Source organism: Streptomyces sp. P5F9 (assembly GCF_057961495.1).
This window is the reverse complement of the sequence record NZ_JBXVPZ010000095.1, coordinates 1-25,785: the sequence shown is the minus strand read 5'-3', so window position 1 is coordinate 25,785 and position 25,785 is coordinate 1. Positions and strand designations below refer to the sequence as shown.

23 protein-coding genes are annotated in these 25,785 nt (G+C 69.5%); 13 read left to right on the top strand and 10 right to left on the bottom strand.

The window, feature by feature from the left end:
- The 5 genes from AC31A1_RS17985 to AC31A1_RS17965 all read left to right on the top strand — a co-directional run.
- A partial coding sequence (locus tag AC31A1_RS17985; protein WP_489654268.1) for a DUF2690 domain-containing protein occupies window positions 1-458 on the top strand: 458 nt, incomplete at its 5' end.
- Between the two features lie 89 nt (window positions 459-547).
- The gene (locus AC31A1_RS17980) at window positions 548-1,951 is read left to right on the top strand and encodes a class II fumarate hydratase (RefSeq protein WP_489654267.1); all 1,404 of its coding nucleotides are present in this window, start codon (window positions 548-550) and stop codon (window positions 1,949-1,951) included.
- 72 nt (window positions 1,952-2,023) lie between these two features.
- The gene (gene fomD, locus AC31A1_RS17975; protein ID WP_489654266.1) at window positions 2,024-2,716 is read left to right on the top strand and encodes a cytidylyl-2-hydroxypropylphosphonate hydrolase; all 693 of its coding nucleotides are present in this window, start codon (window positions 2,024-2,026) and stop codon (window positions 2,714-2,716) included.
- 496 nt (window positions 2,717-3,212) lie between these two features.
- Window positions 3,213-5,315 carry a SpoIIE family protein phosphatase gene (locus tag AC31A1_RS17970; RefSeq protein WP_489654265.1) on the top strand — a complete coding sequence of 701 codons (2,103 nt, stop codon included), beginning with the start codon at window positions 3,213-3,215 and terminating at the stop codon, window positions 5,313-5,315.
- 97 nt (window positions 5,316-5,412) lie between these two features.
- On the top strand, window positions 5,413-6,870 hold the full coding sequence (locus AC31A1_RS17965) for a catalase (protein ID WP_489654264.1): 1,458 nt from the start codon (window positions 5,413-5,415) through the stop codon (window positions 6,868-6,870).
- 77 nt (window positions 6,871-6,947) lie between these two features.
- Here the strand turns inward: AC31A1_RS17965 and AC31A1_RS17960 are convergent, their stop codons facing one another.
- On the bottom strand, window positions 6,948-9,284 hold the full coding sequence (locus AC31A1_RS17960) for a transglycosylase domain-containing protein (RefSeq protein WP_489654263.1): 2,337 nt from the start codon (window positions 9,282-9,284) through the stop codon (window positions 6,948-6,950).
- 235 nt (window positions 9,285-9,519) lie between these two features.
- Here AC31A1_RS17960 and AC31A1_RS17955 point away from each other — a divergent pair, with 235 nt between their 5' ends.
- From AC31A1_RS17955 to AC31A1_RS17935, 5 genes are all read left to right on the top strand, one after another.
- The gene (locus tag AC31A1_RS17955; RefSeq protein WP_489654262.1) at window positions 9,520-10,446 is read left to right on the top strand and encodes an SPFH domain-containing protein; all 927 of its coding nucleotides are present in this window, start codon (window positions 9,520-9,522) and stop codon (window positions 10,444-10,446) included.
- Window positions 10,443-10,688, top strand: a complete 246-nt coding sequence (locus AC31A1_RS17950; RefSeq protein WP_489654261.1) for a type II toxin-antitoxin system antitoxin — start codon at window positions 10,443-10,445, stop codon at window positions 10,686-10,688. The genes AC31A1_RS17955 and AC31A1_RS17950 overlap by 4 nt, the downstream gene beginning before the upstream one ends.
- A gap of 105 nt (window positions 10,689-10,793) precedes the next feature.
- Entirely contained in the window at window positions 10,794-11,318 is a 525-nt protein-coding gene (locus AC31A1_RS17945) for a PadR family transcriptional regulator (RefSeq protein ID WP_489654260.1), read from the top strand.
- Window positions 11,315-12,007 (top strand): ABC transporter ATP-binding protein, encoded by a 693-nt coding sequence (locus AC31A1_RS17940; protein ID WP_489654259.1) that lies wholly within the window; start codon window positions 11,315-11,317, stop codon window positions 12,005-12,007. Before AC31A1_RS17945 ends, AC31A1_RS17940 begins: the two co-directional genes overlap by 4 nt.
- Window positions 12,004-14,343, top strand: coding sequence for an ABC transporter permease (locus tag AC31A1_RS17935; RefSeq protein WP_489654258.1), 2,340 nt, complete (start codon window positions 12,004-12,006; stop codon window positions 14,341-14,343). The genes AC31A1_RS17940 and AC31A1_RS17935 overlap by 4 nt, the downstream gene beginning before the upstream one ends.
- Window positions 14,344-14,374: 31 nt before the next feature.
- Here the strand turns inward: AC31A1_RS17935 and AC31A1_RS17930 are convergent, their stop codons facing one another.
- The 4 genes from AC31A1_RS17930 to AC31A1_RS17915 all read right to left on the bottom strand — a co-directional run bounded on the left by AC31A1_RS17930 (window position 14,375) and on the right by AC31A1_RS17915 (window position 17,300).
- Complete coding sequence (locus tag AC31A1_RS17930) at window positions 14,375-14,803, bottom strand: hypothetical protein (protein WP_026150674.1); 429 nt, start codon at window positions 14,801-14,803, stop codon at window positions 14,375-14,377.
- A 4-nt stretch (window positions 14,804-14,807) separates the two neighbouring features.
- A complete protein-coding gene (locus tag AC31A1_RS17925) occupies window positions 14,808-15,167 on the bottom strand; it encodes a roadblock/LC7 domain-containing protein (RefSeq protein ID WP_489654269.1) in 360 nt (119 codons plus the stop codon).
- Window positions 15,168-15,236: 69 nt separating this feature from the next.
- Entirely contained in the window at window positions 15,237-16,145 is a 909-nt protein-coding gene (locus AC31A1_RS17920) for a MarR family transcriptional regulator (RefSeq protein ID WP_489654257.1), read from the bottom strand.
- A 177-nt stretch (window positions 16,146-16,322) separates the two neighbouring features.
- Window positions 16,323-17,300, bottom strand: coding sequence for a hydrogen peroxide-inducible genes activator (locus tag AC31A1_RS17915; RefSeq protein ID WP_489654256.1), 978 nt, complete (start codon window positions 17,298-17,300; stop codon window positions 16,323-16,325).
- 135 nt (window positions 17,301-17,435) lie between these two features.
- Between AC31A1_RS17915 and AC31A1_RS17910 the strand changes: the two genes are divergently transcribed.
- Window positions 17,436-17,990, top strand: a complete 555-nt coding sequence (locus AC31A1_RS17910; RefSeq protein WP_489654255.1) for a peroxiredoxin — start codon at window positions 17,436-17,438, stop codon at window positions 17,988-17,990.
- Between the two features lie 6 nt (window positions 17,991-17,996).
- The gene (locus tag AC31A1_RS17905; RefSeq protein ID WP_393761526.1) at window positions 17,997-18,533 is read left to right on the top strand and encodes an alkyl hydroperoxide reductase; all 537 of its coding nucleotides are present in this window, start codon (window positions 17,997-17,999) and stop codon (window positions 18,531-18,533) included.
- 43 nt (window positions 18,534-18,576) lie between these two features.
- On the opposite strand, the gene AC31A1_RS17900 is transcribed toward AC31A1_RS17905, so the two are convergent.
- The 5 genes from AC31A1_RS17900 to AC31A1_RS17880 form a co-directional block, all read right to left on the bottom strand.
- The gene (locus AC31A1_RS17900; protein WP_489654254.1) at window positions 18,577-19,893 is read right to left on the bottom strand and encodes an AI-2E family transporter; all 1,317 of its coding nucleotides are present in this window, start codon (window positions 19,891-19,893) and stop codon (window positions 18,577-18,579) included.
- A 138-nt stretch (window positions 19,894-20,031) separates the two neighbouring features.
- Window positions 20,032-20,730 (bottom strand): aggregation-promoting factor C-terminal-like domain-containing protein, encoded by a 699-nt coding sequence (locus tag AC31A1_RS17895; protein WP_489654253.1) that lies wholly within the window; start codon window positions 20,728-20,730, stop codon window positions 20,032-20,034.
- 399 nt (window positions 20,731-21,129) lie between these two features.
- Window positions 21,130-22,455 (bottom strand): RNA 5'-3' helicase PhoH2, encoded by a 1,326-nt coding sequence (gene phoH2 / locus AC31A1_RS17890; RefSeq protein WP_489654252.1) that lies wholly within the window; start codon window positions 22,453-22,455, stop codon window positions 21,130-21,132.
- A gap of 371 nt (window positions 22,456-22,826) precedes the next feature.
- Window positions 22,827-23,600 carry an isoprenyl transferase gene (locus AC31A1_RS17885; protein WP_489654251.1) on the bottom strand — a complete coding sequence of 258 codons (774 nt, stop codon included), beginning with the start codon at window positions 23,598-23,600 and terminating at the stop codon, window positions 22,827-22,829.
- Between the two features lie 785 nt (window positions 23,601-24,385).
- Window positions 24,386-25,192 (bottom strand): class I SAM-dependent methyltransferase, encoded by an 807-nt coding sequence (locus AC31A1_RS17880; RefSeq protein WP_489654250.1) that lies wholly within the window; start codon window positions 25,190-25,192, stop codon window positions 24,386-24,388.
- Window positions 25,193-25,242: 50 nt separating this feature from the next.
- Here AC31A1_RS17880 and AC31A1_RS17875 point away from each other — a divergent pair, with 50 nt between their 5' ends.
- Entirely contained in the window at window positions 25,243-25,782 is a 540-nt protein-coding gene (locus tag AC31A1_RS17875) for a DinB family protein (RefSeq protein ID WP_489654249.1), read from the top strand.
- The last annotated feature ends 3 nt before the right edge of the window (window positions 25,783-25,785 follow it).

The window sequence follows — 25,785 nt, the reverse complement described above, 5'->3', positions numbered from 1 at the left end:
ATCGAGGACGTCGGCGGCCCCGCCGGCTGCGTGCCCCCGCCCGCGCCCTCGTCGCCCTCGCCGCGATGGCCACGACCGTCGCGGTCACCGCCGGTGCCGCCGACGTCCTCGATCACGCGGTCGCCTCCTGCCGGGGCGGCGGTTGTCAGGGGGCGCTGCCGTCCTCGGAGACCTGTGCCCAGGACGCCCGTACGGAGAGCGTCGTGACCCGGGACCGTCAGGTCGTGCTGCTGCGGTACTCGCCGTCCTGCGCGACCGTGTGGTCCGAGGTGCGCACCCGGGTCGGCGGAGCGCGGGAGATCTCCATCAGGGCGGGGCAGGACGAGCTGTCCGCCGAGTATCCCGGTCACCGTTCGGACGGTTACAGCAGCCCGATGCTGGCCGCCGCCGACCCGCGCGGGGCGCAGGCCTGTGCCGAGGTGGGCGGGCAGCCGGTGTGCACCGGACCCGGCCGCTGAGCGCTCGGCCGGGACACTCCGTTTCCGTCCGCCGAGGTGGGAACACGGGACGTGTCCGCGATGCTGTCCCCCACAGGAGGTGATCGGCGATGGCCGACGGTCAGACAGTGGGTCCGTTCCGTATCGAGCACGATTCGATGGGGGAGGTGCGGGTCCCGGTCGACGCGAAGTGGCGGGCGCAGACCCAGCGGGCGGTGGAGAACTTCCCGATCTCGGGACAGCGCATCGAACGCGCCCACATCGAGGCGCTGGCCCGCATCAAGGGTGCCGCCGCGAAGGTGAACGCCGAACTCGGCGTACTCGACAAGGACATCGCGGAGGCGGTCCAGGAAGCCGCCCGTGAGGTCGCCGGCGGCAAGTGGGACGAGCACTTCCCGATCGACGTGTTCCAGACAGGGTCCGGGACCTCGTCCAACATGAACACCAACGAGGTGATCGCCACCCTCGCGACCGAGCGGCTCGGACGCGACGTGCATCCCAACGACCATGTGAACGCCTCGCAGTCGTCCAACGACGTGTTCCCGTCCTCCATCCACATCGCGGCCACCGGTGCCGTCATCCACGACCTGATTCCCGCGCTGGAGCATCTCGCGGACGCGCTGTCGCGCAAGTCCGTCGAGTTCGCCGATGTGGTGAAGTCCGGGCGGACCCACCTGATGGACGCCACGCCGGTGACGCTGGGTCAGGAGTTCGGCGGGTACGCGGCGCAGGTGCGCTACGGCGTCGAGCGGCTGGAGGCCTCGCTGCCGCGGCTCGCCGAACTGCCGCTGGGCGGGACCGCCGTGGGGACCGGGATCAACACCCCGCCCGGGTTCTCCGCCGCCGTGATCGCCGAGGTCGCGCTGGTCACCGGGCTGCCGTTGACCGAGGCGCGGGACCACTTCGAGGCGCAGGGCGCGCGGGACGGGATCGTCGAGACCAGCGGGCAGTTGCGGACCATCGCCGTAGGGCTGACGAAGATCGCGAACGATCTGCGGTGGATGGCGTCCGGGCCGCGGACCGGGCTCTCGGAGATCTCGCTGCCCGATCTGCAGCCGGGGTCCTCGATCATGCCCGGCAAGGTCAACCCGGTGATTCCGGAGGCCGTGCTGATGGTCGCCGCGCAGGTCGTCGGCAATGACGCGACCGTCGCCACCGCCGGGGCCGCGGGCAACTTCGAGCTCAATGTGATGCTGCCGGTGATCGCCAAGAACGTCCTGGAGTCGATCAGGCTGCTCGCGAACGTCTCCCGGCTGCTCGCCGACCGGACCGTCGAGGGGATCGTCGCGCACCGGGAGCGTGCGCGCGAATACGCCGAGTCCTCGCCGTCCGTGGTCACTCCGCTCAACAAGTACATCGGGTACGAGGAGGCCGCCAAGGTCGCCAAAAAGGCACTGGCGGAACGGAAGACGATCCGCCAGGTCGTCCTGGAGAACGGCTATGTGGAGCGCGGTGACCTGACCGAAGCGCAGCTCGACGAGGCCCTCGATGTCCTGCGGATGACGCGTCCGTAACCAATGGTCGCCCTGGCGTGAACCGTGACGCGCGCCGCAGCGTCGTATGCCCGGGGCACCTAATATCTCTTCATGACAGACGGTGGAGCGGTACGAGCGGTGGAAGCGGGTACGTCTACGGCCTTCTGGGCGCCCGGGGATCAGATCCTGTGGCGCTACCGGGAGAACGCCGGACCGCGCTTCCACATCGCCCGCCCCGTCACGGTCGTCCGGGACGACGAGGAGCTGCTCGCCGTCTGGATGGCGCCCGGCACCGAGTGTGTGCGGCCGGTGCTAGCGGACGGCACGTCGGTGCACGGGGAGCCCCTGGAGACCCGGTACACGAAGCCGCGTACGGTCCGGCGCGACCACTGGTTCGGGACCGGTGTGCTGAAGCTGGCGCGGCCCGGTGAGCCCTGGTCTGTGTGGCTTTTCTGGGAGCCCGGATGGCAGTTCAAGAACTGGTACGTGAACCTTGAGGAACCGCAGCTCCGTTGGGACGGCGGAGTCGACTCGGTGGATCACTTCCTGGACATCTCCGTTCACCCGGACCGCAGTTGGCGCTGGCTCGACGAGGACGAGTTCGCGCAGGCCCAGCGGGACGGTCTGATGGGTCCCCAACTCGCCGAGCGGGTAAGGGAAGCGGGCTGGTCCGCGGTCGAGACGATCCGCGCCTGGGGTTCGCCGTTCGCCGACGGCTGGCAGCACTGGCGCCCGGATCCGTCCTGGGCTGTACCTTCACTTCCGGAGGACTGGGACCGCACCCCCGCGCACATGTCCACATGAGACCCTTGATGCGCCCCCGGTGCGCAACCGTAGGATCGTCCTCCGCAAGGGCACCGCACAACTCCCGGGGCATGTACCGGGACTGACCAGACGTCACCGAGGGGCGGCAGGACGTGAGCGAGGGGTATCAGGGCGACATCGGAGCGGGCCGCCGGTCCGCCGGTGGCACAGGAACAGCCTCTGACCACGCGGGAATTCCGTTCCTGGGGCACGTATTCCGGGTATCGGCATTTCAGCGGGACGATCCGCACGTACCGCGCATGGTCCTGTCGTCACATTCCCGTCGTTCGCCCGAAGGGCGGGCCTCGCGGGGTCTGGTGCGTGCAGCCGCAAGGCGGAGGAGGGAAGCATGGCGGAGCCATGGTGACCGACGACAACGCGGCTGGGGGTCCCCCCACGCCTTTGGGCAGAGGGGGAGTGCGTGCCAGACCCCGCGAGGCAGGCGGGAATGTGACGACAGGACCATGAGGGTCCCGGACGGACGGATTCGACACGCGTGACGGAGCACCCCACCTCCTTCGAGCGCCCGAGCGGCGCCGACCCCGCAGACCCCCGCGGGGCGCTCCTGCACACCTCGACGCCGTCCAGGCCGTCCGGTGGTGCCGGTTTACCGGCACAGGCACGCACCGGCGAGCCGCCTTCGGCGCCGGGTACGAGCACGTCCCGCGCCAAGGGGAAGGACCCGGCAGGTACCCCTGTGAAGCCCGAGCCCGATACCGCCGCAGCCGGTTCCGAGCACTCCCAGCCCTCGGCCGCCGAACCCGACACCCATCGCCCCCGTCCCTCGCCCGACGGCATCCCGGTCCAGCCGGGCGGCGCCGAGGTCTCCGACGCCGCCGCCAAGGAGCGCCGTACGGGACAGGGGCTGCCGCCCGGTGGTCCCATGCCGATGCGGCGGGACGGGGACCGGCTGCGCTTCGTGGGCGCCGCGACCCGGCGGATCGCCCGCGGCATCGACCTGGACGAGATCGTCATGGGGCTGTGCCGGGCGACCGTGCCGACGTTCTCGGACGCGATCCTGGTCTATCTGCGCGACCCGCTGCCCGTGGGCGACGAGCGGCCCACGGGTCCCGTCGTGCTGCGCCTGCGCCGTACCGACCGCATCCCGGAGGAGCGGGACACGGAGAGCGGCTTCATGCCCGCGATCCAGCCCGAGCAGCCCTCCGAACTGTCGGCGGTCACCGCCGAGTTGTGCGAGGTCAGGCCCGGCGGCGCGCTGAACGAGGTGCTGCGGGGCGTACGTCCCGTATTCGCCGACTCCCCGGCCGCCCGCGCCGCACTGCCGGAACTCCTCGGCGAGGGCGGCGAGTTGATCGTCCCGGCCGGCCAGCGCGCGATCCTCGCACCGCTGCGCGGCCGGCGCCGGGTGATCGGCGCCGCGCTCTTCCTGCGCCGCCCCGAGCGGATGGCGTTCGAGGCCGACGACCTCCTGGTCGCCGCCCAGCTCGCCACCCACAGCGCCCTGGGCATCGACAAGGCGGTGCTCTACGGCCGTGAGGCGTACATCGCCGACGAGCTCCAGCGCACCATGCTCCCCGAGACCCTGCCCCGCCCCACCGGCGTCCGGCTGGCGTCCCGGTATCTGCCAGCCGCCGAGACGGCGCGCGTCGGCGGCGACTGGTACGACGCGATCCCGCTGCCCGGCAGCCGGGTCGCCCTGGTCGTCGGCGACGTCATGGGCCACTCCATGACCTCGGCCGCGATCATGGGCCAACTCCGCACCACAGCGCAGACGTTGGCCGGTCTCGACCTGCCCCCGCAGGAGGTCCTGCACCACCTCGACGAACAGGCCCAGCGCCTGGGCACCGACCGCATGGCGACCTGCCTCTACGCGGTCTACGACCCGGTCTCGCACCGCATCACCATCGCCAACGCGGGACACCCGCCGCCGGTGCTGCTGCACCTGGGCGGCCGGGCCGAGGTCCTGCGGGTGCCGCCCGGCGCCCCGATCGGTGTCGGCGGGGTCGACTTCGAGGCCGTGGAGCTGGACGCGCCCGCCGGGGCCACGCTGCTCCTCTACACGGACGGGCTGGTCGAGTCGCGGCTTCGGGACGTCTGGACCGGGATAGAGCAGCTGCGCGAGAAGCTCGCCGCGGTCGCGCAGCTCACCGGACCCGACCATCCGCCGCCCCTGGAAGCCCTGTGCGACGAGGTGCTCGACATGCTCGGCCCGGGCGACCGGGACGACGACATCGCGCTGCTCGCCGCCCGTTTCGACGGGATCGCGCCCAGTGACGTGGCGTACTGGTTCCTCGATCCGGAGGACTCGGCCCCCGGCCAGGCCCGCCGGCTGGCCCGGCGCGCGCTGGCCCGCTGGGGCATGGAGGACATGAGCGACTCCGTGGAGCTGCTGGTCAGCGAGGTCGTGACCAACGCCGTGCGGTACGCGTCACGGCCGGTCACGCTCCGGCTGCTGCGGACCGACGTGCTGCGCTGCGAGGTCGGCGACGACGTGCCCCAGCTGCCGCGGCTGCGGCAGGCGCGGGCCACGGACGAGGGCGGACGCGGGCTGTATCTGGTCAACAGACTGGCCCGTCGGTGGGGAGCCACCCGGCTCAGCACCGGGAAGGTGGTCTGGTTCGAACTGAACCGGAATTAGACCCCGTCCAGAAGTTGCCGACGTACCGGCGTCGGAGTTGACTGCTGGGGTACGCGAAGGCGAAGCGACCTACTCTCTCTAACAGGAGGACGCGCTCGTGACGCAGACACCCCAGCAGACTCCGTACACCACGAACAACGCCGGAATCCCGGTGGAGAGCGACGAACACTCGCTCACCGTCGGCCCCGACGGCCCGATCCTGCTCCAGGACCACTACCTCATCGAGAAGATGGCCCAGTTCAACCGGGAGCGGGTCCCCGAGCGAGTGGTGCACGCCAAGGGCTCCGGTGCGTACGGTTTCTTCGAAGTGACCAACGACGTCAGCCAGTTCACCAGGGCCGACCTCTTCCAGCCGGGCAAACGCACCGAGATGCTGGCGCGGTTCTCCACCGTCGCCGGTGAGCAGGGCTCGCCCGACACCTGGCGCGACCCCCGCGGTTTCGCGCTCAAGTTCTACACAGAGCACGGCAATTACGACATGGTGGGCAACAACACCCCGGTCTTCTTCGTCCGTGACACGATCAAGTTCCAGGACTTCATCCGCTCGCAGAAGCGCCACCCGGTGACCGGGCTGCGCAGCAACGACATGCAGTGGGACTTCTGGACCCTCTCCCCCGAGTCGGCGCACCAGGTGACCTGGCTGATGGGCGACCGGGGCATCCCGAAGACGTACCGCCACATGAACGGCTACAGCTCCCACACCTACATGTGGATCAACGGCGCCGGTGAGCGGTTCTGGGTGAAGTACCACTTCAAGACCGACCAGGGCATCGAGTACCTCACGCAGGCCGAGGCCGACGAGCTGGCCGGGTCCGACGGCGACAAGCACCGCCGTGACCTGCACGAGTCGATCGAGTCCGGGAACGCGCCGAGCTGGTCCCTCAAGGTCCAGATCATGCCGTTCGAGGACGCGGCGGACTACCGCTTCAACCCCTTCGACCTGACGAAGGTCTGGCCGCACGGGGACTACCCGCTGATCGACGTCGGCCGGATGACCCTGAACCGCAACCCCGAGGACTACTTCGTCCACATCGAGCAGGCCGCCTTCGAGCCCTCGAACCTGGTCCCGGGCATCGGCCCCTCCCCGGACAAGATGCTGCTGGGCCGGCTGTTCTCGTACCCGGACACCCACCGGTACCGGATCGGCCCCAACTACACGCAGCTACCGCCCAATCGGCCGCACTCCCCGGTCAACTCGTACGCCAAGGACGGCCCGATGCGGTACGAGGCGTCCAAGGCGGCGCGGCCATACGCACCGAACTCCTACGGCGGCCCCGCCGCCGACTACGAGCGGTTCGGCGACCCGGCGAGCTGGCAGACCGCGGGTGAACTGGTCCGCGAGGCAACGAAGTTGCACCGCGAGGACGACGACTTCGGCCAGGCCGGCACGATGGTCCGCGAGGTCCTCGACGACGCGGCCCGCGACCGGCTCGTGTCGAACGTCAGCGGCCACCTGAAGGCCGACGTCTCCCGCTCGGTCCTCGACCGCGCCCTGCTCTACTGGCGACACGTGGACAAGGAACTCGGCGACCGGATCGCCGCGAACTTCGCCTAGCGGTACGCGAGTTCGCCCAGCGGTACGCGAGAGGGCGCCCGGCGAAGTGCCGGGCGCCCTCTCTCCGCGTGACCTGACTACTGGTTGAGCTGGTCGAACGGGTTGTCCGTGTTGTCGTCGCTCGGCGTCGTCGGCGTACTGATCGTCGGCGTCGGGGTGGGTGTCGGGGTCGGCGTAGGCGTCGGAGTCGGCGTGGGTGACTCCGTCGTCGGGGTCGGCGACGGAGACTTCGTCGTCGGCGTCCCGGACGGGGTCGCCGTCAGGGTCGGGGTCGGCGTGGGCGTGTACGTCGGCTCGACGGCCGCGCCCTGGTCGGTGTCCAGGTCGAACTTGCCGTTCGCCTTGGTCACTCCGAACATGTACGTCGCCCAGATCTGCGCCGGGTAGCCACCACCGTTGATACGGCCGCCGCCCGAGGTGATCAGACCGGTCGCACCGGTCAGCGGGACCTGCGCGTGGGACTTGGCGTCCTCACCGAACAGGCCCACCGAGGTGACCAGGTCGGGCGTGTAGCCGGTGAACCAGGCCGACTTGTTGTTGTCGGAGGTGCCCGTCTTGCCCGCGACCTGCTGTCCGTCGCGCTTGCTGTTCTCGGCCACCGACACCTTCGCCGTACCGTCGTCGACCACACCGGTCAGCACCGAGGACACCGTGTCGGCGGCCTGGCGCGGGATGACCTGGGAGCCGATCGGGTTCGGCATGGTGACCGTACGCGTGTTGTGCGCGACCGACTTGATGATCGCCGGGGTGACCTTCTTGCCGTGGTTGTCGAAGGTGGCGTAGACACCGGCCATCTCCATCGGGCTCGCGCCCATGGTGCCGAGGGTCTGCGCCGGTACGGCCTTCAGGTCGCCGGTGTCCATGCCCAGCTCGCCCGCGGTCTTCATGACCTTGTCCATGCCGACATCGACACCGAGCTGCGCGAAGACCGAGTTGATGGACTTGTTCATCGCCGTCTGGACGGTGACCTTGCCGTAGTCCTGGTCGTCCTCGTTCTCCGGCGCGAATCCGATGTCACTGCCCACGACCGGGCGCTTGCTGGTGCCGTCGTAGAGCGTGTTGGTCGTGATCGTCTTGCCGGACTGCGTCTTGGTCCCGTCGGCCAGGGCCGCGGCCAGGATCACCGGCTTGAACGTCGAGGCGGGCTGGTAGTCGGCGCGGGTCGCGTTGTTCGTGAAGTGCTTCAGATAGTCCACACCGCCGTACATCGCCACGACCGCGCCCGTCGTCGGGTCCACGGACACCGCACCCGGCTGGACGTTCCCGTCGACCTTGCGCTTCTTGGCGTCGAGCTTGCTGGTCAGCTGGGACTTGACCGACTTCTCCAGCTGGGCCTGCTTCTTCTTGTCGATGTTGAGCGTGATCGTCCAGCCGCCCGCGCGGACCAGCGCTTCCGCCTCGCTGATGTTGGAGGCCTGACCACTGGATATCAGCTGCTTCTCCAGGGCCTCGTTGGCGGCGGTCACCATGTAACCGGTCTGGCCCGCCATGCCGGCCTCGGCCTTGGGCGCCTTGGGGACCGGGAACTTCATGGCCTCGCGCTCGGTGGAACTCAGCCAGTCCTGCCCGACCATGTTGTCCAGGACGTAGTTCCAGCGCGCCTGCACCAGCTTCTTGCCGGTGTCGCTCGCGATCGCCCAGTCGTACTGGTTCGGCGCCTGGAGCAGCGCGGCGAGATAGGCGCCCTGCTCGACCGAGAGGTCCTTGGCGTCGACGCGGTAGTAGGCCTGGGCGGCGGCCTGGATGCCGTAGGCGCCGCGGCCGTAGTAACTGGTGTTGATGTACCCGGCGAGGATGTAGTCCTTGGACTTCTCGCGGTCCAGCTTCAGCGAGATGACCATTTCCTTCAGCTTGCGCGTGACGGTCTGGTCCTGCGTCAGGTAGTAGTTCTTGACGTACTGCTGGGTGATCGTCGAACCGCCCTGCGCGCCCTTGCCGGACAGCGTGTTGAGCAGACCGCGGGCGGTGCCCTTGAGGTCGACGCCGGCGTCGCTGTAGAAGGTCTTGTTCTCGGCGGCGACGAACGTCCTCTGGACGCCCTTCGGGACCTGGGAGAGATCGACGTTCTCGCGATTCACATCGCCCTTGCGGGTCAGGATCTTGCCGTCGCTGTACTTGTAGACGTTGCTCTGGAGCTTCGCGTCGGCGTTGCCCGCGGGGATGCTGATCATCATGTAGAGCACGATGAACGCGCCGATCCCGAGCAGGCAGAAGCCGAGGAACGTACCGAGGATCTTCTTCCAGGTGAAGAGCCTGCGTATGAAGCTCTTGCCGTCCTTGGAGCCCTTCTTGCCGTCCTTGACTGCGGTGGCGCTCGTGGCTGCCGTGCCGTCCGCCCCCGACGAGCGGCGGGTCTTGGGCGCCGCGCGGTGGCCACCGCGTTGGCGCGCTCGTCTCTCTTCCGCTCGTCCCATGAGTCCGTTCCGCTCCGCTTCGCTCTCTTGTGCTCCGGTGTCACACAGGTTCGCCCGTCAAGTCAGCTCAGAAAGCTAACACCAGGAGTTGTGACAAAGGGCCGCCGATCCGGGCCATTACGGACGTGACAATCAGCACCCGTCCTTATGGAACCGACGTACGAAAGGGGTTGAGGGTTGCCGTACCCGGGTAAAGTGATATCACTTTGATTTAACCGAGCTACGGGGGAACATCATGACCACCGACACATCCGCAGACGTACCCGACATGCCCGCCCCGCGCGTGCGCGAGTTCACCGCGCACAGCATCGGCGGCGGGCTCGCACTCGTCCTCGGCCTGGCCGGACTGCTCGTCTCCGCCGGGCTGCTGGTCGGAGCCGGTGCGGTCGACGCGGCCGGCGCCAAGGCCGCGCTGGTCATCGGCGGCGTCCTCGTCTTCCTCGCCGCGGTCATCGCGATGCGCGGGCTGAACACGGTCGCGCCGGGCGAGGCGCGGGTGGTGCAGCTCTTCGGGCGGTACCGGGGGACGATCCGGCGGGACGGGCTGCGCTGGGTGAACCCCTTCACCTCGCGCACGAAGATCTCGACCCGCGTCCGCAACCACGAGACCGCGGCCCTCAAGGTCAACGACGCCTACGGCAACCCCATCGAGCTGGCCGCCGTCGTGGTCTGGAAGGTCCGCGACACCGCACAGGCCACCTTCGAGGTCGACGACTACACCGAGTTCGTCGCCACCCAGACCGAGACGGCCGTACGGCACATCGCCATCGAGTATCCCTACGACGCCCACGACGAGGGCGGGCTCTCGCTGCGCGGGAACGCCGAGGAGATCACCGAGAAGCTCGCCGTCGAACTGAGCGCCCGGGTCGAGGCAGCCGGCGTCCAGATCATCGAGTCCCGCTTCACGCATCTCGCCTACGCGCCCGAGATCGCCTCGGCGATGCTCCAGCGGCAGCAGGCCGGGGCGGTCGTCGCGGCCCGGCGGCAGATCGTGGACGGCGCGGTGGGCATGGTCGAGGCCGCGCTGGCCCGGATCACCGAGCAGGACATCGTGGAGCTGGACAACGAACGGAAGGCGGCGATGGTCTCCAACCTCCTGGTGGTGCTCTGCGGGGACCGGGCACCGCAGCCCGTGCTGAACACGGGCACCCTGTACCAGTGACCGTTCCCTCCGGGGGTTCAGCCCCTCAGCCTCGACCTCGGCCGCAGCAGCGCAAGCAGGTGCTGCTGCGGCTGGACCCTTCGGTGTACGAGGCGATCGCGCGGTGGGCCGGGGACGAACTGCGGTCCGCCAACGCGCAGATCGAGTTCCTGCTGCGGCGGGCGCTGGCGGAGGCGGGCCGACTTCCCGGCGAGGCCGGACCGCCGCCTCGTCGTGGGCGGCCTCCCGCGCCACCTCCATGACAGAACCGTGACAATCGGCCCCCACCTGCGGACTCGTACGGGCCGCCATGATCTACACACTGTGCGTATACACACCGCGTATACCCCGTGTGTAGAGTGCTCCGCATGTCCATCGGTCACACCCTTCTGGGGCTCCTGGAGTCCGGCCCGCGTCACGGTTACGACCTGAAGCGGGCCTTCGATGAGAAGTTCGGTCACGACCGGCCGCTGCACTACGGCCAGGTCTATTCGACGATGTCCCGACTGCTCAAGAACGGCCTCGTCGAGGTCGACGGCATCGAGGCGGGCGGCGGTCCCGAGCGCAAGCGGTACGCGATCACCGACGCCGGGATCACCGACGTACAGAAGTGGCTCGCGACGCCGGAGAAGCCCGAGCCGTATCTGCAGTCGGCCCTCTACACCAAGGTCGTCCTCGCGCTGCTCACCCACCGCGACGCGGGCGAGATCCTCGACGTGCAGCGCTCCGAGCATCTGCGCAGCATGCGGATCCTCACCGACCGCAAGCGCAAGGGCGATCTCGCGGACCAGTTGATCTGCGACCACGCCCTCTTTCATCTGGAGGCCGACCTGCGGTGGCTGGAGCTCACCGCCGCGCGCCTCGACAAACTCGCCGAGGTGGTGGCCAAGTGACGACACATCCCGCTGGTTCCCTGCTCGCAGCCCATGAGCTGCGCAAGGCCTACGGGCCGACGACCGCGCTGGACGGCGCGGAGTTCTCCATCCATCCCGGTGAGGTCGTCGCCGTGATGGGGCCCTCCGGGTCGGGGAAGTCGACGCTGCTGCACTGTCTCGCCGGGATCGTGCCGCCCGACTCGGGCTCGATCACGTACAACGAGCAGGAGATGGCGACCATGAGCGACGCCCAGCGCAGTGCGCTGCGCCGCTCGGAGTTCGGGTTCGTGTTCCAGTTCGGCCAGTTGGTGCCGGAGCTGACCTGCGTCGAGAACGTCGCCCTGCCGCTGCGGCTGAACGGCACGCACCGCAAGGAGGCCGAGCGGACCGCGCTCTCCTGGATGGAGCGGCTCGAAGTCGACGACCTCGCCAAGAAGCGGCCCGGTGAGGTCTCCGGCGGGCAGGGGCAGCGCGTCGCCGTGGCCCGCTCGCTGGTCACCAGCCCGCGGGTGCTGTTCGCCGACGAGCCGACCGGCGCGCTCGACTCGCTCAACGGCGAGCGCGTGATGGAGCTGCTGACCGAGGCGGCCCGGTCCACCAACGCGGCCGTCGTGCTGGTCACGCACGAGGCGCGGGTGGCGGCCTACTCGGACCGCGAGATCGTCGTACGGGACGGCAAGTCCCGGGACATGGAGCGCGTCGTATGAACGTGCGTCAGTGGTCGGCCGATCTGGCCATGGGGGTACGGTTCGCCTTCGGCGGCGGGCGTGAGGGCTGGGTGCGGGCCGTCCTGACGGCCGTCGGCGTCGGGCTCGGGGTGGCGCTGCTGCTGCTCACCACGGCGCTGCCGAACGCGCTGTCCGAACGGAACGCGCGCGGCGACGCCCGGCAGGACTTCACCTACAGCGGGAAGCAGCTGGCGAAGGCGGACAACACGGTCATCGTCGCCGACACGGACACCACGTTCCGCTCCAAGGACGTCCGCGGCCGGCTGCTGGAGCCGGAGGGCGCCAAGGCGCCGCTGCCGCCGGGGATCTCGAAGTTCCCCGCGGCGGGTGAGATGGTCGTCTCCCCCGCGCTGGACAAGCTCCTGAGGTCCGGCTCCGGGAAGCTGCTGCGCGAGCGCCTGCCCTACCGGGTCACCGGCACCATCGCGGACCACGGGCTCATCGGACCCGCCGAACTCGCCTATTACGCGGGCGGGAAAGGACTGGAAGGGCGTCAGTCCGGCGGCACCGTCGAGCGCATCAACTACTACGGGCCCTCCCCGGCCAGCCGGCCGGACAAGCTGGACCCGGTGCTGCTCCTGCTGATCCTGATCGTGTTCGTCGTGCTGCTGCTGCCGGTCGCGGTGTTCATCGCGGCGGCCGTGCGCTTCGGCGGCGAGCGCCGGGACCGGCGGCTCGCGGCCCTGCGTCTGGTCGGCGCCGACGGGCGGATGGCACGCCGGATCGCGGGCGGCGAGGCGCTCGCGGGGGCGCTCCTCGGGCTCGTCTTCGGCACCGGGTTCTTCCTGGTCGGGCGGCAGTTGGCGTCTCTGCTGGACGTGCGGGACATCAGCCTGTACCCCAGCGACCTCAACCCGTCGCCCGCGCTCGCCCTGCTCGTCGCCGTCGCCGTACCGGCCGCGGCCGTGCTGGTGACGCTGCTCGCGCTGCGCGGGGTCGTCATCGAGCCGCTCGGTGTGGTCCGCAAGGCGAAGCCGCCGCGGCGCCGGCTGTGGTGGCGGCTGCTGCTGCCGCTGGCCGGCCTCGCGATGCTCTACCCGATGATCGGCAAGGGCGACAGCGACGGGAACTTCAACCAGTACCTCGTGATCGGCGGCACGGTCCTGCTGCTGGTCGGCATCACCGCCCTGCTGCCGTGGGTCGTCGAGGCCACGGTGGCCCGGCTGAACTCCGGCTCGGTGTCCTGGCAACTCGCCGTCCGCAGGCTGCAGTTGAGCAGCGGTACGGCGGCCCGCATGGTCAACGGCATCGCGGTCGCGGTGGCCGGTGCGATCGCGCTTCAGATGCTGTTCGCCGGCGTCGAGGGCGACTACACCAAGGAGACCGGCAACGACGTGAACCGGGCCCAGATGGAGGTCTCCGTGGGCAGCGGCGTTCCGCTCGCCGAGGCCGGGCGGCGACTCGCGCGGACCGAGGGCGTGCGCCGTACGTCGGCCATCTCGCAGACCTCGGTCGGCGAGCGGGCGAAGAACCCGGACAACGAGCTGGAGATCTCCGTCGGCAGTTGCGCCGAACTGCGCGAGGTGGCGAGTCTGCCGTCCTGCCGGGACGGTGACATCTTCCGGATCACCGGCGGCAACTACGACGCCGAGACGAAGAAGCTGGCCACGGCCGGCAACACGGTGTACTTCGACCCGGCGTGGGACGGGTCGTCGAGCACCTCGACCCCGACGCCCTGGAAGGTGCCCGCGGGCCTGAAGACGGCACAGCCGCGCGAGGACCCGACCGGTTACGCCCGCGACGGTCTGATGATCACGTCGGGCGCGCTGCCCGCGAACGCGATGAGCGTCCTGGACCAGCACGTGTTCGTCTCGCTGGACCCGTCGGTGGCGGACGCGAGCGACTACGTGCGCAACACCGCCGCACGCATGAACCCGCTGGCGGACGTGTTCATGCTCGCTTCCACCAGGCAGTCGCTTCAGTTCAAGTCGATCCGCACCGGGCTGTTCGTCGGCGCCACCTGTGTGCTGCTTCTCATCGGGGCGAGCCTGCTGGTGTCGCAGCTGGAGCAGTTGCGCGAGCGCAAGAAGCTGCTGTCGGCGCTGGTCGCCTTCGGCACCCGGCGGCGCACGCTGAGCCTGTCGGTGCTGTGGCAGACGGCGATCCCGATCGGCCTCGGCCTGGCCCTGGCCACGGTGGTGGGACTGACACTGGGCGCGGTACTGCTGAAGATGACCGCCACCTCGGTGCGCATCGACTGGTCGAGCGTGCTGGCGATGTCCGGCATCGGCGCGGGGATCGTCCTGGCGGTGACCCTGCTGAGCCTGCCGCCTCTCCTGCGGCTGATGCGGCCGGACGGGCTGCGCACGGAGTAGTCCGCCCGCAGCCGTCCGATCGCAGGGCCTTTCAGAGGCCGTACTCCCGCACCACGCGCCGGACTTGGGCGAAGAGCATGCCCACGTTCACGGACTTGCGGCAGACGACCACGGCGACGACGTCCTGTTGCTCGGTCATCCGCACGAACAGATGGGTGAGGTTCTCGCTGTTGACGAGGATCTCCTGGAAGTAGTGGTGGTCACTGGTGATCCCGCGGCGTTCCTTGAAGACGTCCTCGATCATCGCGACCGTCCGGCCCTGGAACAGGTCGAGGGTCGCACCCGCCAGCAGGTCGAGGACCTCTGGCGGGTGGTTGTCGATGGTCTCGTACGACAGCAGCATGCCGGTGGACATGTCGACCACACCCGAGGCCACACAGTCGGGGGCATCGGTGCGGAGGGTTTTGACCAGGCCCATCACCTGGTCGGAGAATCCTGGGGTCATACGTTTCGTCGCCATCCCTTCACACTCCCTCTGACGCCTTCTCCATGAGGATCGACTCGATGCGGTCAAGCGTCGGCCGGGCCGCGAGGTGCAGCCGGTCGACGTCCATCCCCTCGTCGCCGAGCACCACCATCAGCGCGGTGTCGCCGACGGCGTAGGTCGCGGCGCAGCCGTGACTGCCGTACGTCACCGTCTGGCGCAGCGTGCCGCGGCCGGTGGCCTCGGCGGTGCGGCGGGCCAGGCCCAGGCCGGCCGCGGCCAGCGCGGCGAGGCCCTCCGGGTCGATCGTGTCGGCGGTGTCGGCCGCGATGAGCAGTCCGTCGGCCGCGGTGAGCGCGGTGTCGGTGATACCGGTGACCTTTTCCCGCAGTTCGCGCATTTCCAAAGTCAGGGCTTTGTGATCCACTTACTCAACTCCTCTAAAACTGATCGCATGTGTTCGTCAGGGTCATTTCCAGGTTCCGTTCCGCAGGCGGAAGAACCCTTTCCAACCCGCCCCGCTCTTCTCGGGGACGAGAGTTTCGGTGATACCGCTGGCGCCCGGATGACGCCGGGGCAGCTCGGCGGGTGCGGTGAACTGGGGCGGTGGGAGCGCCGGTTGCTCACGACGGCGTACGACGGGTGCCTCGGCCGGCACCCGCACCGGGATCGGCACGGGGCTGTCCGCGCACTCCAGCAGTCCCTCGGCGAGCATCCGCGCGACCTCGGCGGTGACCGGGTAGACCCCGCGCCCGGTACGGAACGCGAGATCGCGTGCGGTACGGCGGCCGTCGACATGGGCGAGCAACTCCCGTTGCAGCAGCCCGAGTCCGGCCTCGCCGAGGGCGTGCGCCGGGGGCCGCGGGCGCTCCCGGTCGGGACGTACGGGATACGGCAGCGCGGAGATCGCGGCGCGTTTACGGACCGCGTCCTGGAGCAGCCGGGACGAGGGCTCGCCGAGCGAGACCGGGGCGAACGGCTGGGCGTCCGGGGCGAGTTCGCAGCCGTCGATGTCTCCGGCGACGACCGCGAAGGCCGCGTCGTGGAGGGCCAGCACACACACGATCCGCAACTCGGCGGCGCCCGCGTACCCGTGGGCGACGAGCCCGTCCAGCGGCCACCGCGTGCCGCCCGACTCCCGTACCAGATCGGCCCATTGCTCGCCGCCGACCCGGCCGGAGCGCAGCAGCAGCGCCTCGGGTCCTGGGGCACCGGGACTCTCCACGGCGACGACGAGTCCGCCGCGCAGATGGAAGGTGCCGCCGGGTCTGCCGGACACCCTCAGTCCCCCGGTGAACTCCTCGCGCCCACAGGTCACGAGAGCCCGCGCGAGCAGGTCGTGACCGGCCCGGCCGAGGGAATCCCGAATGCCCGACATCACTCCCCTAGGCTTTTCGTACACGCAACTGACGTGTAGCGCTGAGGGGTGAAGGTGTATCAGTCCGCGCGCATATTCCGGACGGGTTCTTCCTACCTGCCTGCGGGTGACGGAAGTTGAGAATTCCCGCCGTTCGATTTCCTTTGTCCGACGCTCATTTGACCGAACAGGGGCGGGTCAGTCGCCGGCCGGAACGGGTCGGTCACCGCCGCCCAACACCCTTACGGGCAACGGCCGTAGCGCCTCGCGCAGGGCGGCGGCCAGCTCCTGGTACTCGGCGCGGCGGGCCGCGCCGGTGCGCATCGCGAGGGCGATCCGGCGGGTCGGGGCGGGCTCGGTGAAGTAGCCGGTGAGGAGCTGGTCGCTGCGGGTGGTCTCGACGCGCACGGCGGTACGCGGCAGCAGCGTGACCCCGAGTCCGCCGGCGACCAGCTGCACCAGCGTGGACAGCCCGGCCGCGGTGGTGGTGACGGGGGCGTCCTCCCGCCCCGCCTCCCGGCAGATGTCGAGCGCCTGGTCGCGCAGACAGTGCCCCTCGTCGAGCAGCAGCAGGTTCAGTTCGCGCAGCGCCTCGCGCGGGATGCCGGTCTGCCCGCCGAGGGGATGGCCGAGAGGCGTGACCAGCACGAAGTCCTCGTCGAACAGCGGGAGTTCGACCACTCCGGGCACCCCGAGCGGCACGGCGAGCAGCAGCAGGTCGAGCCGTCCGGTCGTCAGCCCTTCCAGCAGGCTCGCGGTCTGCTCCTCGTGCACCTGGAGATCGAGGTCCGGGTACCGGTCGTGCACCAGCCGCAGCACGGTCGGCAGCAGATACGGCGCGACGGTCGGGATGACCCCGAGCCGCAGCGCCCCGGTGAACGGCGCCCGCACCGCCTCCGCCTCCTCCAGCAGCACCACGACCTCCTCCAGCACCGCCTTCGCCCGTACGGCCAGCCGCTCGCCGGCGGGCGAGAGGAGCACCTTGCGGGTCGTGCGCTCCAGGAGCGTGACGCCGAGGGTCTCCTCCAGCGCGGCGACGGCACCGGAGAGGGCGGGCTGGCTCATGCCGATCGCGGCCGCGGCGTCCCGGAAATGGAGGTGCTCGGCGACCGCGGAGAAGGCGCGCAGCTGCGCGAGGCTGGGCTGACGCCTCTTACTCGTATTACTAACGGTCACTGATAACCGCCTCCGATCAACACGACCCAGTGTAGCTATTTCCACAATCAATGCACGTTGTGCCAGGATCGGGGCCGACCAACCCACGAGAAGCACCCATTCCGCTTGGGTGTTTCTCCGCTGCAAGGAGTGCGTGTGCTCACTATCGGTGACAAGTTCCCGCCGTTCGATCTGACCGCCTGCGTCTCGCTGGAGAAGGGCCAGGAGTTCCAGCAGATCGACCACAAGACCTACGAGGGCAAGTGGAAGATCGTCTTCGCGTGGCCCAAGGACTTCACCTTCGTGTGCCCCACCGAGATCGCCGCCTTCGGAAAACTGAACGACGAGTTCGCCGACCGTGACGCCCAGGTGCTCGGCTTCTCCGGCGACTCCGAGTTCGTCCACCACGCCTGGCGCAAGGACCACGACGACCTGCGCGACCTGCCGTTCCCGATGCTGGCCGACTCCAGGCACGAGCTGATGCGCGACCTCGGCATCGAGGGCGAGGACGGCTTCGCCAAGCGCGCGGTGTTCATCGTGGACCAGAACAACGAGATCCAGTTCTCCATGGTGACCGCGGGCTCGGTCGGCCGTAACCCGAAGGAGGTCCTCCGGGTCCTCGACGCGCTCCAGACGGACGAGCTCTGCCCGTGCAACTGGACCAAGGGCGACGACACGCTCGACGCGGGCGCGCTGCTCGCCGGGGAGTGACCTGAGATGTCACTGGACACCCTGAAGTCCGCCATACCGGACTACGCCAAGGACCTGAAGCTCAACCTCGGTTCGGTCATCGGCAACTCCGACCTGCCGGCGCAGCAGCTGTGGGGCACGGTCCTCGCCACGGCGATCGCCTCCCGATCGCCGCTCGTCCTGCGGGAGTTGGCGCCCGAGGCCAAGGCCAACCTGTCGCCCGAGGCGTACAGCGCGGCCAGGTCCGCCGCCGCGATCATGGCGATGAACAACGTCTTCTACCGGACCCGTCATCTCCTGTCCGACCACGAGTACGGCACCCTGCGCGCGGGGCTGCGGATGAACGTCATCGGCAACCCCGGGGTCGACAAGGTCGACTTCGAGCTGTGGTCGTTCGCGGTGTCGGCGATCAACGGGTGCGGGATGTGTCTCGACTCGCACGAACAGGTGTTGCGCAAGGCGGGTGTTGAGCGCGAGGTGATCCAGGAGGCGTTCAAGATCGCGGCTGTGGTGGAGGCGGTCGGGGTCACCCTGGAGGCGGAGGCGGTTCTGGCCGCTGAGTGAGTTCGGCTGTCCGTCGGCTGTCCGCTGGGGGCTCCGCCCCCAGTTACGGTTCCGGGTCCGGCCTCGGGGTGTCTTCCGGCGTCGAGGACACCGCCGTAGCCCCCCGCGGCTTCGGGGACAGGCTCGACGCCGGTTCCTGGGAGTACGACTTCAGGTAACTCACCACCGTGTTCAACACCGCCACCAGCGGCACCGCCACCACCGCTCCGCCGATCCCCGCGACCATCCCGCCCGCGGCGACCGACAGGACCACCGCGAGGGGGTGCACCCGGACCGCGCGGCCCAGGATGAAGGGCTGGAGGATGTGGCCCTCGATCTGCTGGACCGCGAGGACCACGGCCAGGGTGAGAAGGGCGGTGAACACGCCCTGGGTGACCAGCGCGACGACGACCGCCAGCGCGCCGGAGGCCACCGCGCCGACCAGCGGGATGAACGAGAACAGGAAGATGAACACGGCCAGCGGCACGGCCATGGGTACGCCGAGGAAGTAGATGCCGACGCCGATGCACACGGCGTCGATGAGGGCGACTATCACCGTGCCGCGGACGTAGGCCGTGAGCGTGCGCCACGCGCGAGGACCCGCGCCCGCCATCGCCGGCCGCGCCGCCGCGGGCACCAGCTTCAGCGACCACTGCCAGATGCGCGGGCCGTCGTAGAGGAGGAAGAGGGTCGAGAAGACCGTCAGGAGGATGCCGGTCAGGGCCTCCACGATGACCTGGACGCCCTCCAGGCCCGCCGAGGTGATCTGGTCGGTGTTCGCGCCGATGGCCTCGCGGAGGTTCTTCGCGATCTGGTTGATCTGCTTCTCGGTGACGTGGAACGGGCCCTTGAGCAGCCAGTTGCGCAGGTCGTCGACGCCGTTCTGGACCTGGTCGGAGAGGTTGTCGATGTTCGCCATGACCTGCCAGGTCACGAACCAGCCGATCAGCCCCATCACGACGAAGCCGAGGATCGCGGTGAGCGCGGTGGCGACGCCGCGGGGGAAGCCGTAGCGGATCAGGCGGGCGACCGTCGGCTGGAGCAGGGCCGTGATGAGGAGGGCCGCCACGAAGGCCAGGACGACCAGTTGGACCGCGCTGATGACGCGCATCAGGACCCAGACCGTGCCCGCCAGGATCAGCAGCCGCCAGCCGGCCTCGGCGGCGACGCGCACGCCCCAGGGCACGGCGAGCGCGGGGTCGGGGCGGTCGCGGGCGATGGTGACCGGGACGGGTTCCCGGGGCTCGGGGTGTTCGGCGGGCGGTTCGGGCGCGGCCTCGGGGTGTTCCTTCTCGACCTCGGCGCGGCGCTCGTCCAACCGCTCCCCCATCTCGCTCAGTCCGGCGCCGACCTTGCCGAGCCATCCTGGCACTCGCGACATGATGCGTCCTCTTCCCCCGTCTTGCCCCACTACTCCCCCCTGGAGTCGCTGCGAGTCCGACCGTACAGGGCGAAGGCCCCTCCCCCTATGACGGGGAGGGGCCTTGTGAGGTTGAGCGGCCCGGAACGGGCGTACGACCTAGTACCAGCTGTTCGCCTGCCAGAAGGACCAGGCCTCGCACGGGCTGCCGTAGCGGCTGTCCATGTAGTTGAGGCCCCACTTGATCTGGGTGGCCGGGTTCGTCTGCCAGTCCGAACCGACCGAGGACATCTTGGAACCGGGCAGGGCCTGGAAGAGGCCGTAGGCGCCGGAAGAGGCGTTGACCGCGCGGTAGTTCCAGCTGGACTCGTGGTCCACGATGTTGCTGAAGCACTGGAACTGGCCGCTGGGCACCATGGAGGCGGCCATCGACTGGATCTGCGCGACCGTGTAGGAACTCTGCACGGGGAAGCTCGACGAGGAGCTGCCTGCCTTGGCGGCCGCGGCCTTCGCCGCTGCCTTCTCCTTGGCCAGCTTCTCCGCCTTCTCCGCGGCAGCCTTCTTGGCGACGGCGGTCTTGGCGGCGGCCAGGCGGGCCGACTCCTCGGCGTCCTTCTTGGCGCTCGCGTCGGCCTGGATCGCCTGGGCGTCGGCCTGCTGCGTCAAGGAGGCGGTCTGCACTTGGGCCTGCTGGCCCGTGGGGATGTCCGCCAGGAGCGTGGTGTCGGCTGCCGTCGTCTCGGCGTCATTGTTCTGCGCCTGTGCGACGCTGCCCGAGGCAACGCCTACGACGCTTCCGACGGCGGTGACCGCGGTGGCCGAAGCCACTGCGAATCCCCGGACCGAAATCCGGCTCACACGGTGTCCTTCCAGCATCGTCCGCTTCGGTGACCCTGGCGGACGCAATCGTGCCCCTGAACGCTGGCCTCCCACCTACGGGGTCACGGGAGGCACGGGCCCGGTGGGCAACTCCCGCTCGGGGAGCGCCGCGTGAAGAGCGGGCGGCATACGACGTCGCTGTGGAGTTAGCTGTGATGCCTCTGTTGTGCGTACCGCTGGGGGTACACGTGTGTCGTATGCGGGGCCTGACAGGAATGAGACTCTGCCGTAACCGGACGCCGGGTGGCAATTCTGAGTTGCGTGTGAAAGCTCACATCCCGTTTGCCCCACGGGATTTGGAGAAACAGCGAGACGCCGAAGCGCCGCCCCGCTAAGCTCATCGGCTTGGCGGGACGGCGCCAACTGGCCTGTACTACCTCAGATTTGGCCGTCCTCCAGCATTTCGGTCACAAGCGCCGCGATCTGGGACCTCTCGGACCTCGTGAGGGTCACATGCGCGAAGAGCGGGTGGCCCTTCAGCTTCTCCACCACGGCGACGACACCGTCGTAGCGGCCGACCCTGAGGTTGTCCCGCTGGGCCACGTCGTGGGTGAGGACCACCCGCGAGTTGGCGCCGATCCGGGACAGGACCGTCAGCAGGACGTTCCGCTCCAGGGACTGCGCCTCGTCCACGATCACGAACGCGTCGTGCAGCGAGCGGCCGCGGATGTGGGTGAGGGGCAGGACTTCGAGCATCCCGCGGGCGGTGACCTCCTCGATGACCTCGCGGCTGGTGACCGCGGACAGCGTGTCGAAGACCGCCTGGGCCCAGGGGCCCATCTTGTCGGCCTCGGAGCCGGGCAGATAGCCCAACTCCTGTCCGCCCACCGCGTACAGCGGCCGGAAGACCATCACCTTCTTGTGCTGGCGGCGCTCCAGGACCGCCTCCAGGCCCGCGCAGAGCGCGAGCGCGGACTTGCCGGTGCCGGCCCGGCCTCCCATGGACAGGATCCCGATGTCCGGGTCGAGCAGCAGATCCAGCGCGATGCGCTGCTCCGCGCTGCGGCCCTTGATGCCGAACGCCTCCCGGTCGCCGCGCACGAGGCGGACGTTGCCCTCGGCCGTGACCCGGCCCAGCGCCTTGCCGCGCTCTGACTGGATCGTCAGGCCGGTGTGGACGGGGAAGTCGGCCGCCTCCGGGACGAAGACGTGGCCCTCCTCGAAGAGGATGTCCACCTGTTCGCCCGGCAGGATCAGTTCGGACATTCCGGTCCAGCCGGAGGAGCCCGTGATGGCGAGTTCCGCGCGGTACTCCTCGGCGAGGAGCCCGACGGACGACGCCTTGATCCTGAGCGGAAGGTCCTTCGACACGACGGTGACGTCGTACCCCTCGGCCTGCAGGTTGCGGGCGACCGCGAGGATGCGGGAGTCGTTGTCCCCCAGGCGATAGCCGCTGGGCAGCACGCTGGGGTCCGAGTGGTTGAGCTCGACCCTGACGGTGCCGCCGAGTTCCCCGATCGGGATGGGGGCGTCGAGGCGACCGTGCCGGACGCGGAACTCGTCCAGCAGGCGCAGGGCCTGCCGGGCGAAGTACCCGAGTTCGGGATGGTGCCGCTTGGCCTCCAGCTCTGTGACCACGACGATCGGCAGCACGACTTCGTGCTCGTCGAAGCGGTTCAGCGCGTGCGGGTCGGCCAGCAGAACGCTGGTGTCGAGAACATAGGTGCGCCGGTCAGGCATGCGGCGCTTTGTGCTGGTCACCACGGAAGGACGTACCCCCTCGGAAGAGGTCGGGGAGCGACGGAGAGGAGCTGGACCGGTCCGGACCGCAGTGCGCGGGCCGAGAACCGGCCCTCCGTCTCGCCCGTACTGACCGCACGGTCGGGCTGGTGCAAAGGGCCTCCCGGGCGGACGGCCCCGTGCCGTCCGCTGAGATACGACACCCGTGGTTCGGGCGTCGACCTGCTTGGCTTATGCCCTCGAACATGCGCCGCCATGCCACGGCATATGACGGCGCCCTGGTGAACTCCTTGTTACTTACGTCCCAAGGGGGGTGGTACCGGGGTTCTGTCCGTCATTCGCCGTAGCGGCCCGATCGTTCTCCGCTACGGCCGTCACACGCCGTAGCGGCCTCTTCATCCGCCGTAGCGCCGGTGTCGCGCCGCGTAGTCACGCATCGCGCGCAGGAAGTCGACCTTGCGGAAGGCCGGCCAGAAGACCTCGCAGAAGTAGTACTCGGAGTGGGCCGTCTGCCAGAGCATGAATCCGGACAGCCGCTGTTCGCCGCTCGTCCGGATCACCAGGTCGGGGTCGGGCTGGTCACCCGTGTAGAGGTGCTTGCCGATGAGATCGACATCCACGTGCTCGGCGAGCTCCTCCATGGAGGTGCCCTTGTCGGCGGCGTCCAGGATCATCGAGCGGACCGCGTCGGCGATCTCCTGGCGGCCGCCGTAGCCGATGGCGCAGTTGACGAGTATCCCGTCGACGTGCGCGGTGGCCTCCTCCGCCTCCTTGAGGACGGACTGCATCCCGGGTGGCAGCAGGTCGAGGGTGCCGACGTGGTGCACACGCCAACGGCCGTCCGCGGCAAGCGAACTGACGACGTTCTCGATGATGCCGAGCAGCGGGCCGAGTTCCTCCTGGGGGCGGTCGAAGTTGTCCGTCGACAGCAGCCAGAGCGTCACGACCTCGACGTCCGTCTCGCTGCACCAGCCGAGGAACTCCTCGATCTTGTCGCCGCCGGCCTGGTGGCCCTGGACGGTGGTGGAACCCGCGGCCTTCGCCCAGCGCCGGTTGCCGTCCATGATGACGCCGACGTGCTTGGGCACCGACGCGTGGTCGAGATGGCCTCCCACCCTGCGTGCGTAGAACCTGACCAGCAGGCGGCGCAGGGTGTCGCGCACGTTCACGTGTTGTCAGCCCCTCCGTGGATGGCAGTCCCCGGCGTCGAAGCCTACCCCCGCCGGAGCCCTGTTCCCCCAAGGGGTGTCTGGGCTCATCCCGGTTCGGCACGAAGGTCGGACCCGACCGGTGCGAGGACGGTCGGCGCACGGCACAAAAAATCGGGCCGGTCCGTGGGGGGGATACGGACCGGCCCGAGGGGGGGTTTCCACCATAACCCTTCGTAAGTGATGCTGCGTGCATCGGCGTGCCACAACTACTCTCCGAAACCGGCCGACGACGCGTCAGGGGGTGGGGAACCCCGGATTCCGGCCCTGATCATGGCCGATTCACAGCGGATTCCAAGGAGAACGTGGAGGTTTTCCGCTACCCCTCCGGCATGTCGCCCTCAGGGGTGACGCCGTCAGCGAACGTCCACTTGACGGGGCACGGCACCGCGCGGCCCCCTCCACCGCACGATGCCGACCGCGCGGCTTTGCTCACGCGAATTACCTTGGTCTGAACTTACGTGAGAGGGCGGGCGGGATGCGAGTCGATCTCGATAACGATGTGGAAGACCCGTGTACGTACGGGGGACGTGAGGTGACGTCGTCCCGGCCGGGCACGGCGGCGTCCGCTTCCCGGACACGCTGAGCGGGACCGGCACGTGGTGAGGAGGCGCCGAGGAGAGGCGGGGCGGCCCGGACGCTCGTACGACGACAATCGCGGGACGGCTCACGGCTACCGCGGGACTACGGCCGCACGGGCGCGCGGGATTTCGCCAAATGGCGCGCGGCGCCGGGAGACCGGGCGGTCACGCGTGCGGCTTGCGGATGTCGAAGAGGTGGCGGGTGCTGTGCGCCACGAAGGGGCCCTCGGCCTCGATCCGCTCGTGCAGGGCGCGGAGTTGGGGCTCGTAGGCCTCGACCGTGAAGTCGGGGACCATCCAGATCACCTTGCGGAGGAAGTGGACGACGGCCGCGATGTCGTAGAACTCCATGCGCAGCCGCTCGGCGCGCAGTTCGACGATCTCCAGCCCCGCCGCCTCGGCGCCGGCCCGTTCGCGTTCGGGGTCGCGGGCGCCGCTCACGGACTCCGGCTGGGGGCCGAGGAAGTGCTCGACGAGTTCGAAGGCGCTGCGGGGGCCGACGTGCTGGGCGAAGTACGTGCCGCCGGGGCGCAGGACGCGGGCGATCTCCGGCCAGTGGGCGCGGACCGGGTGGCGGCTCAGGACGAGGTCGAAGGCGCCGTCGGCGAAGGGCAGTGGGGCGTCCTCGGCCGCGGCGACCACCACGACACCGCGCGAGCGGAGCAGTTCGGTGGCCTTGGCGACGTTCGGCGGCCAGCCCTCGGTGGCGGCGACGAGCATCGGGGGCTGCGCGGCGGCCCGGCTCAGCGCGAAGTCGAAGACCTCCCCGCCCCCGGTCTGGACGTCCAGGGCGGTGGTCGCGCGGGAGAGCCGGTCACCGGCGGAACGCGCGTACCCCCACGAGGGACGCGCCTCGGTGGCCCGGCCCTCGAACCAGGAGAAGTCCCAGCCCTCGGTGGGGACGGCGAGGCCTTCCGCGACGAGGTCCTCGAAGCTGCCCGTACTGCTCGTGCTGCTCCCGCTGTTGTCCATGGGGCGATGGTCGCAGGGCGTTGTCAGTGGGCGCTGCTAATTTTCGAAGCATGGCCGACGACGGAGACACGGGTACGGACAACGGGGATACGGGACTGCCGTACCACGGCGACGAGAAGGCGACGCTGCGCGCGAGCCTGGACCGGGTCCGGGACGCGGTGCTGTGGAAGCTGGACGGGCTGGACGAGGAGCAGGCCAGACGCCCGATGACGCCCTCGGGCACGAGCCTGCTCGGGCTGGTGAAGCATCTGGCGTCGGTGGAGTACGGCTACTTCGTGGAGAGTTACGGCCGCGAGGTGGAGCCGCTGTGGTTCGACGCGTACAAGGGCGAGGACATGGCCGCGGGCCCGGACGAGACGACCGAACAGATCGTCGCCTTCTACGGCCGTGCCCGCGCCGCCGCCGACCGCACGATCGCGGAGCTGCCGCTGGACGCGGTCGGCCGGCCGCCCTGGCGCAAGCATTCCGTGTCCCTGCGCTGGGTCCTGGTCGACCTGATCGAGGAGACGGCGAGACACGCGGGGCACATGGACATCGTGCGGGAGTTGATCGACGGGGCGGCCGGCGATCATCGGCCGGCGGAGGCGTAGTTC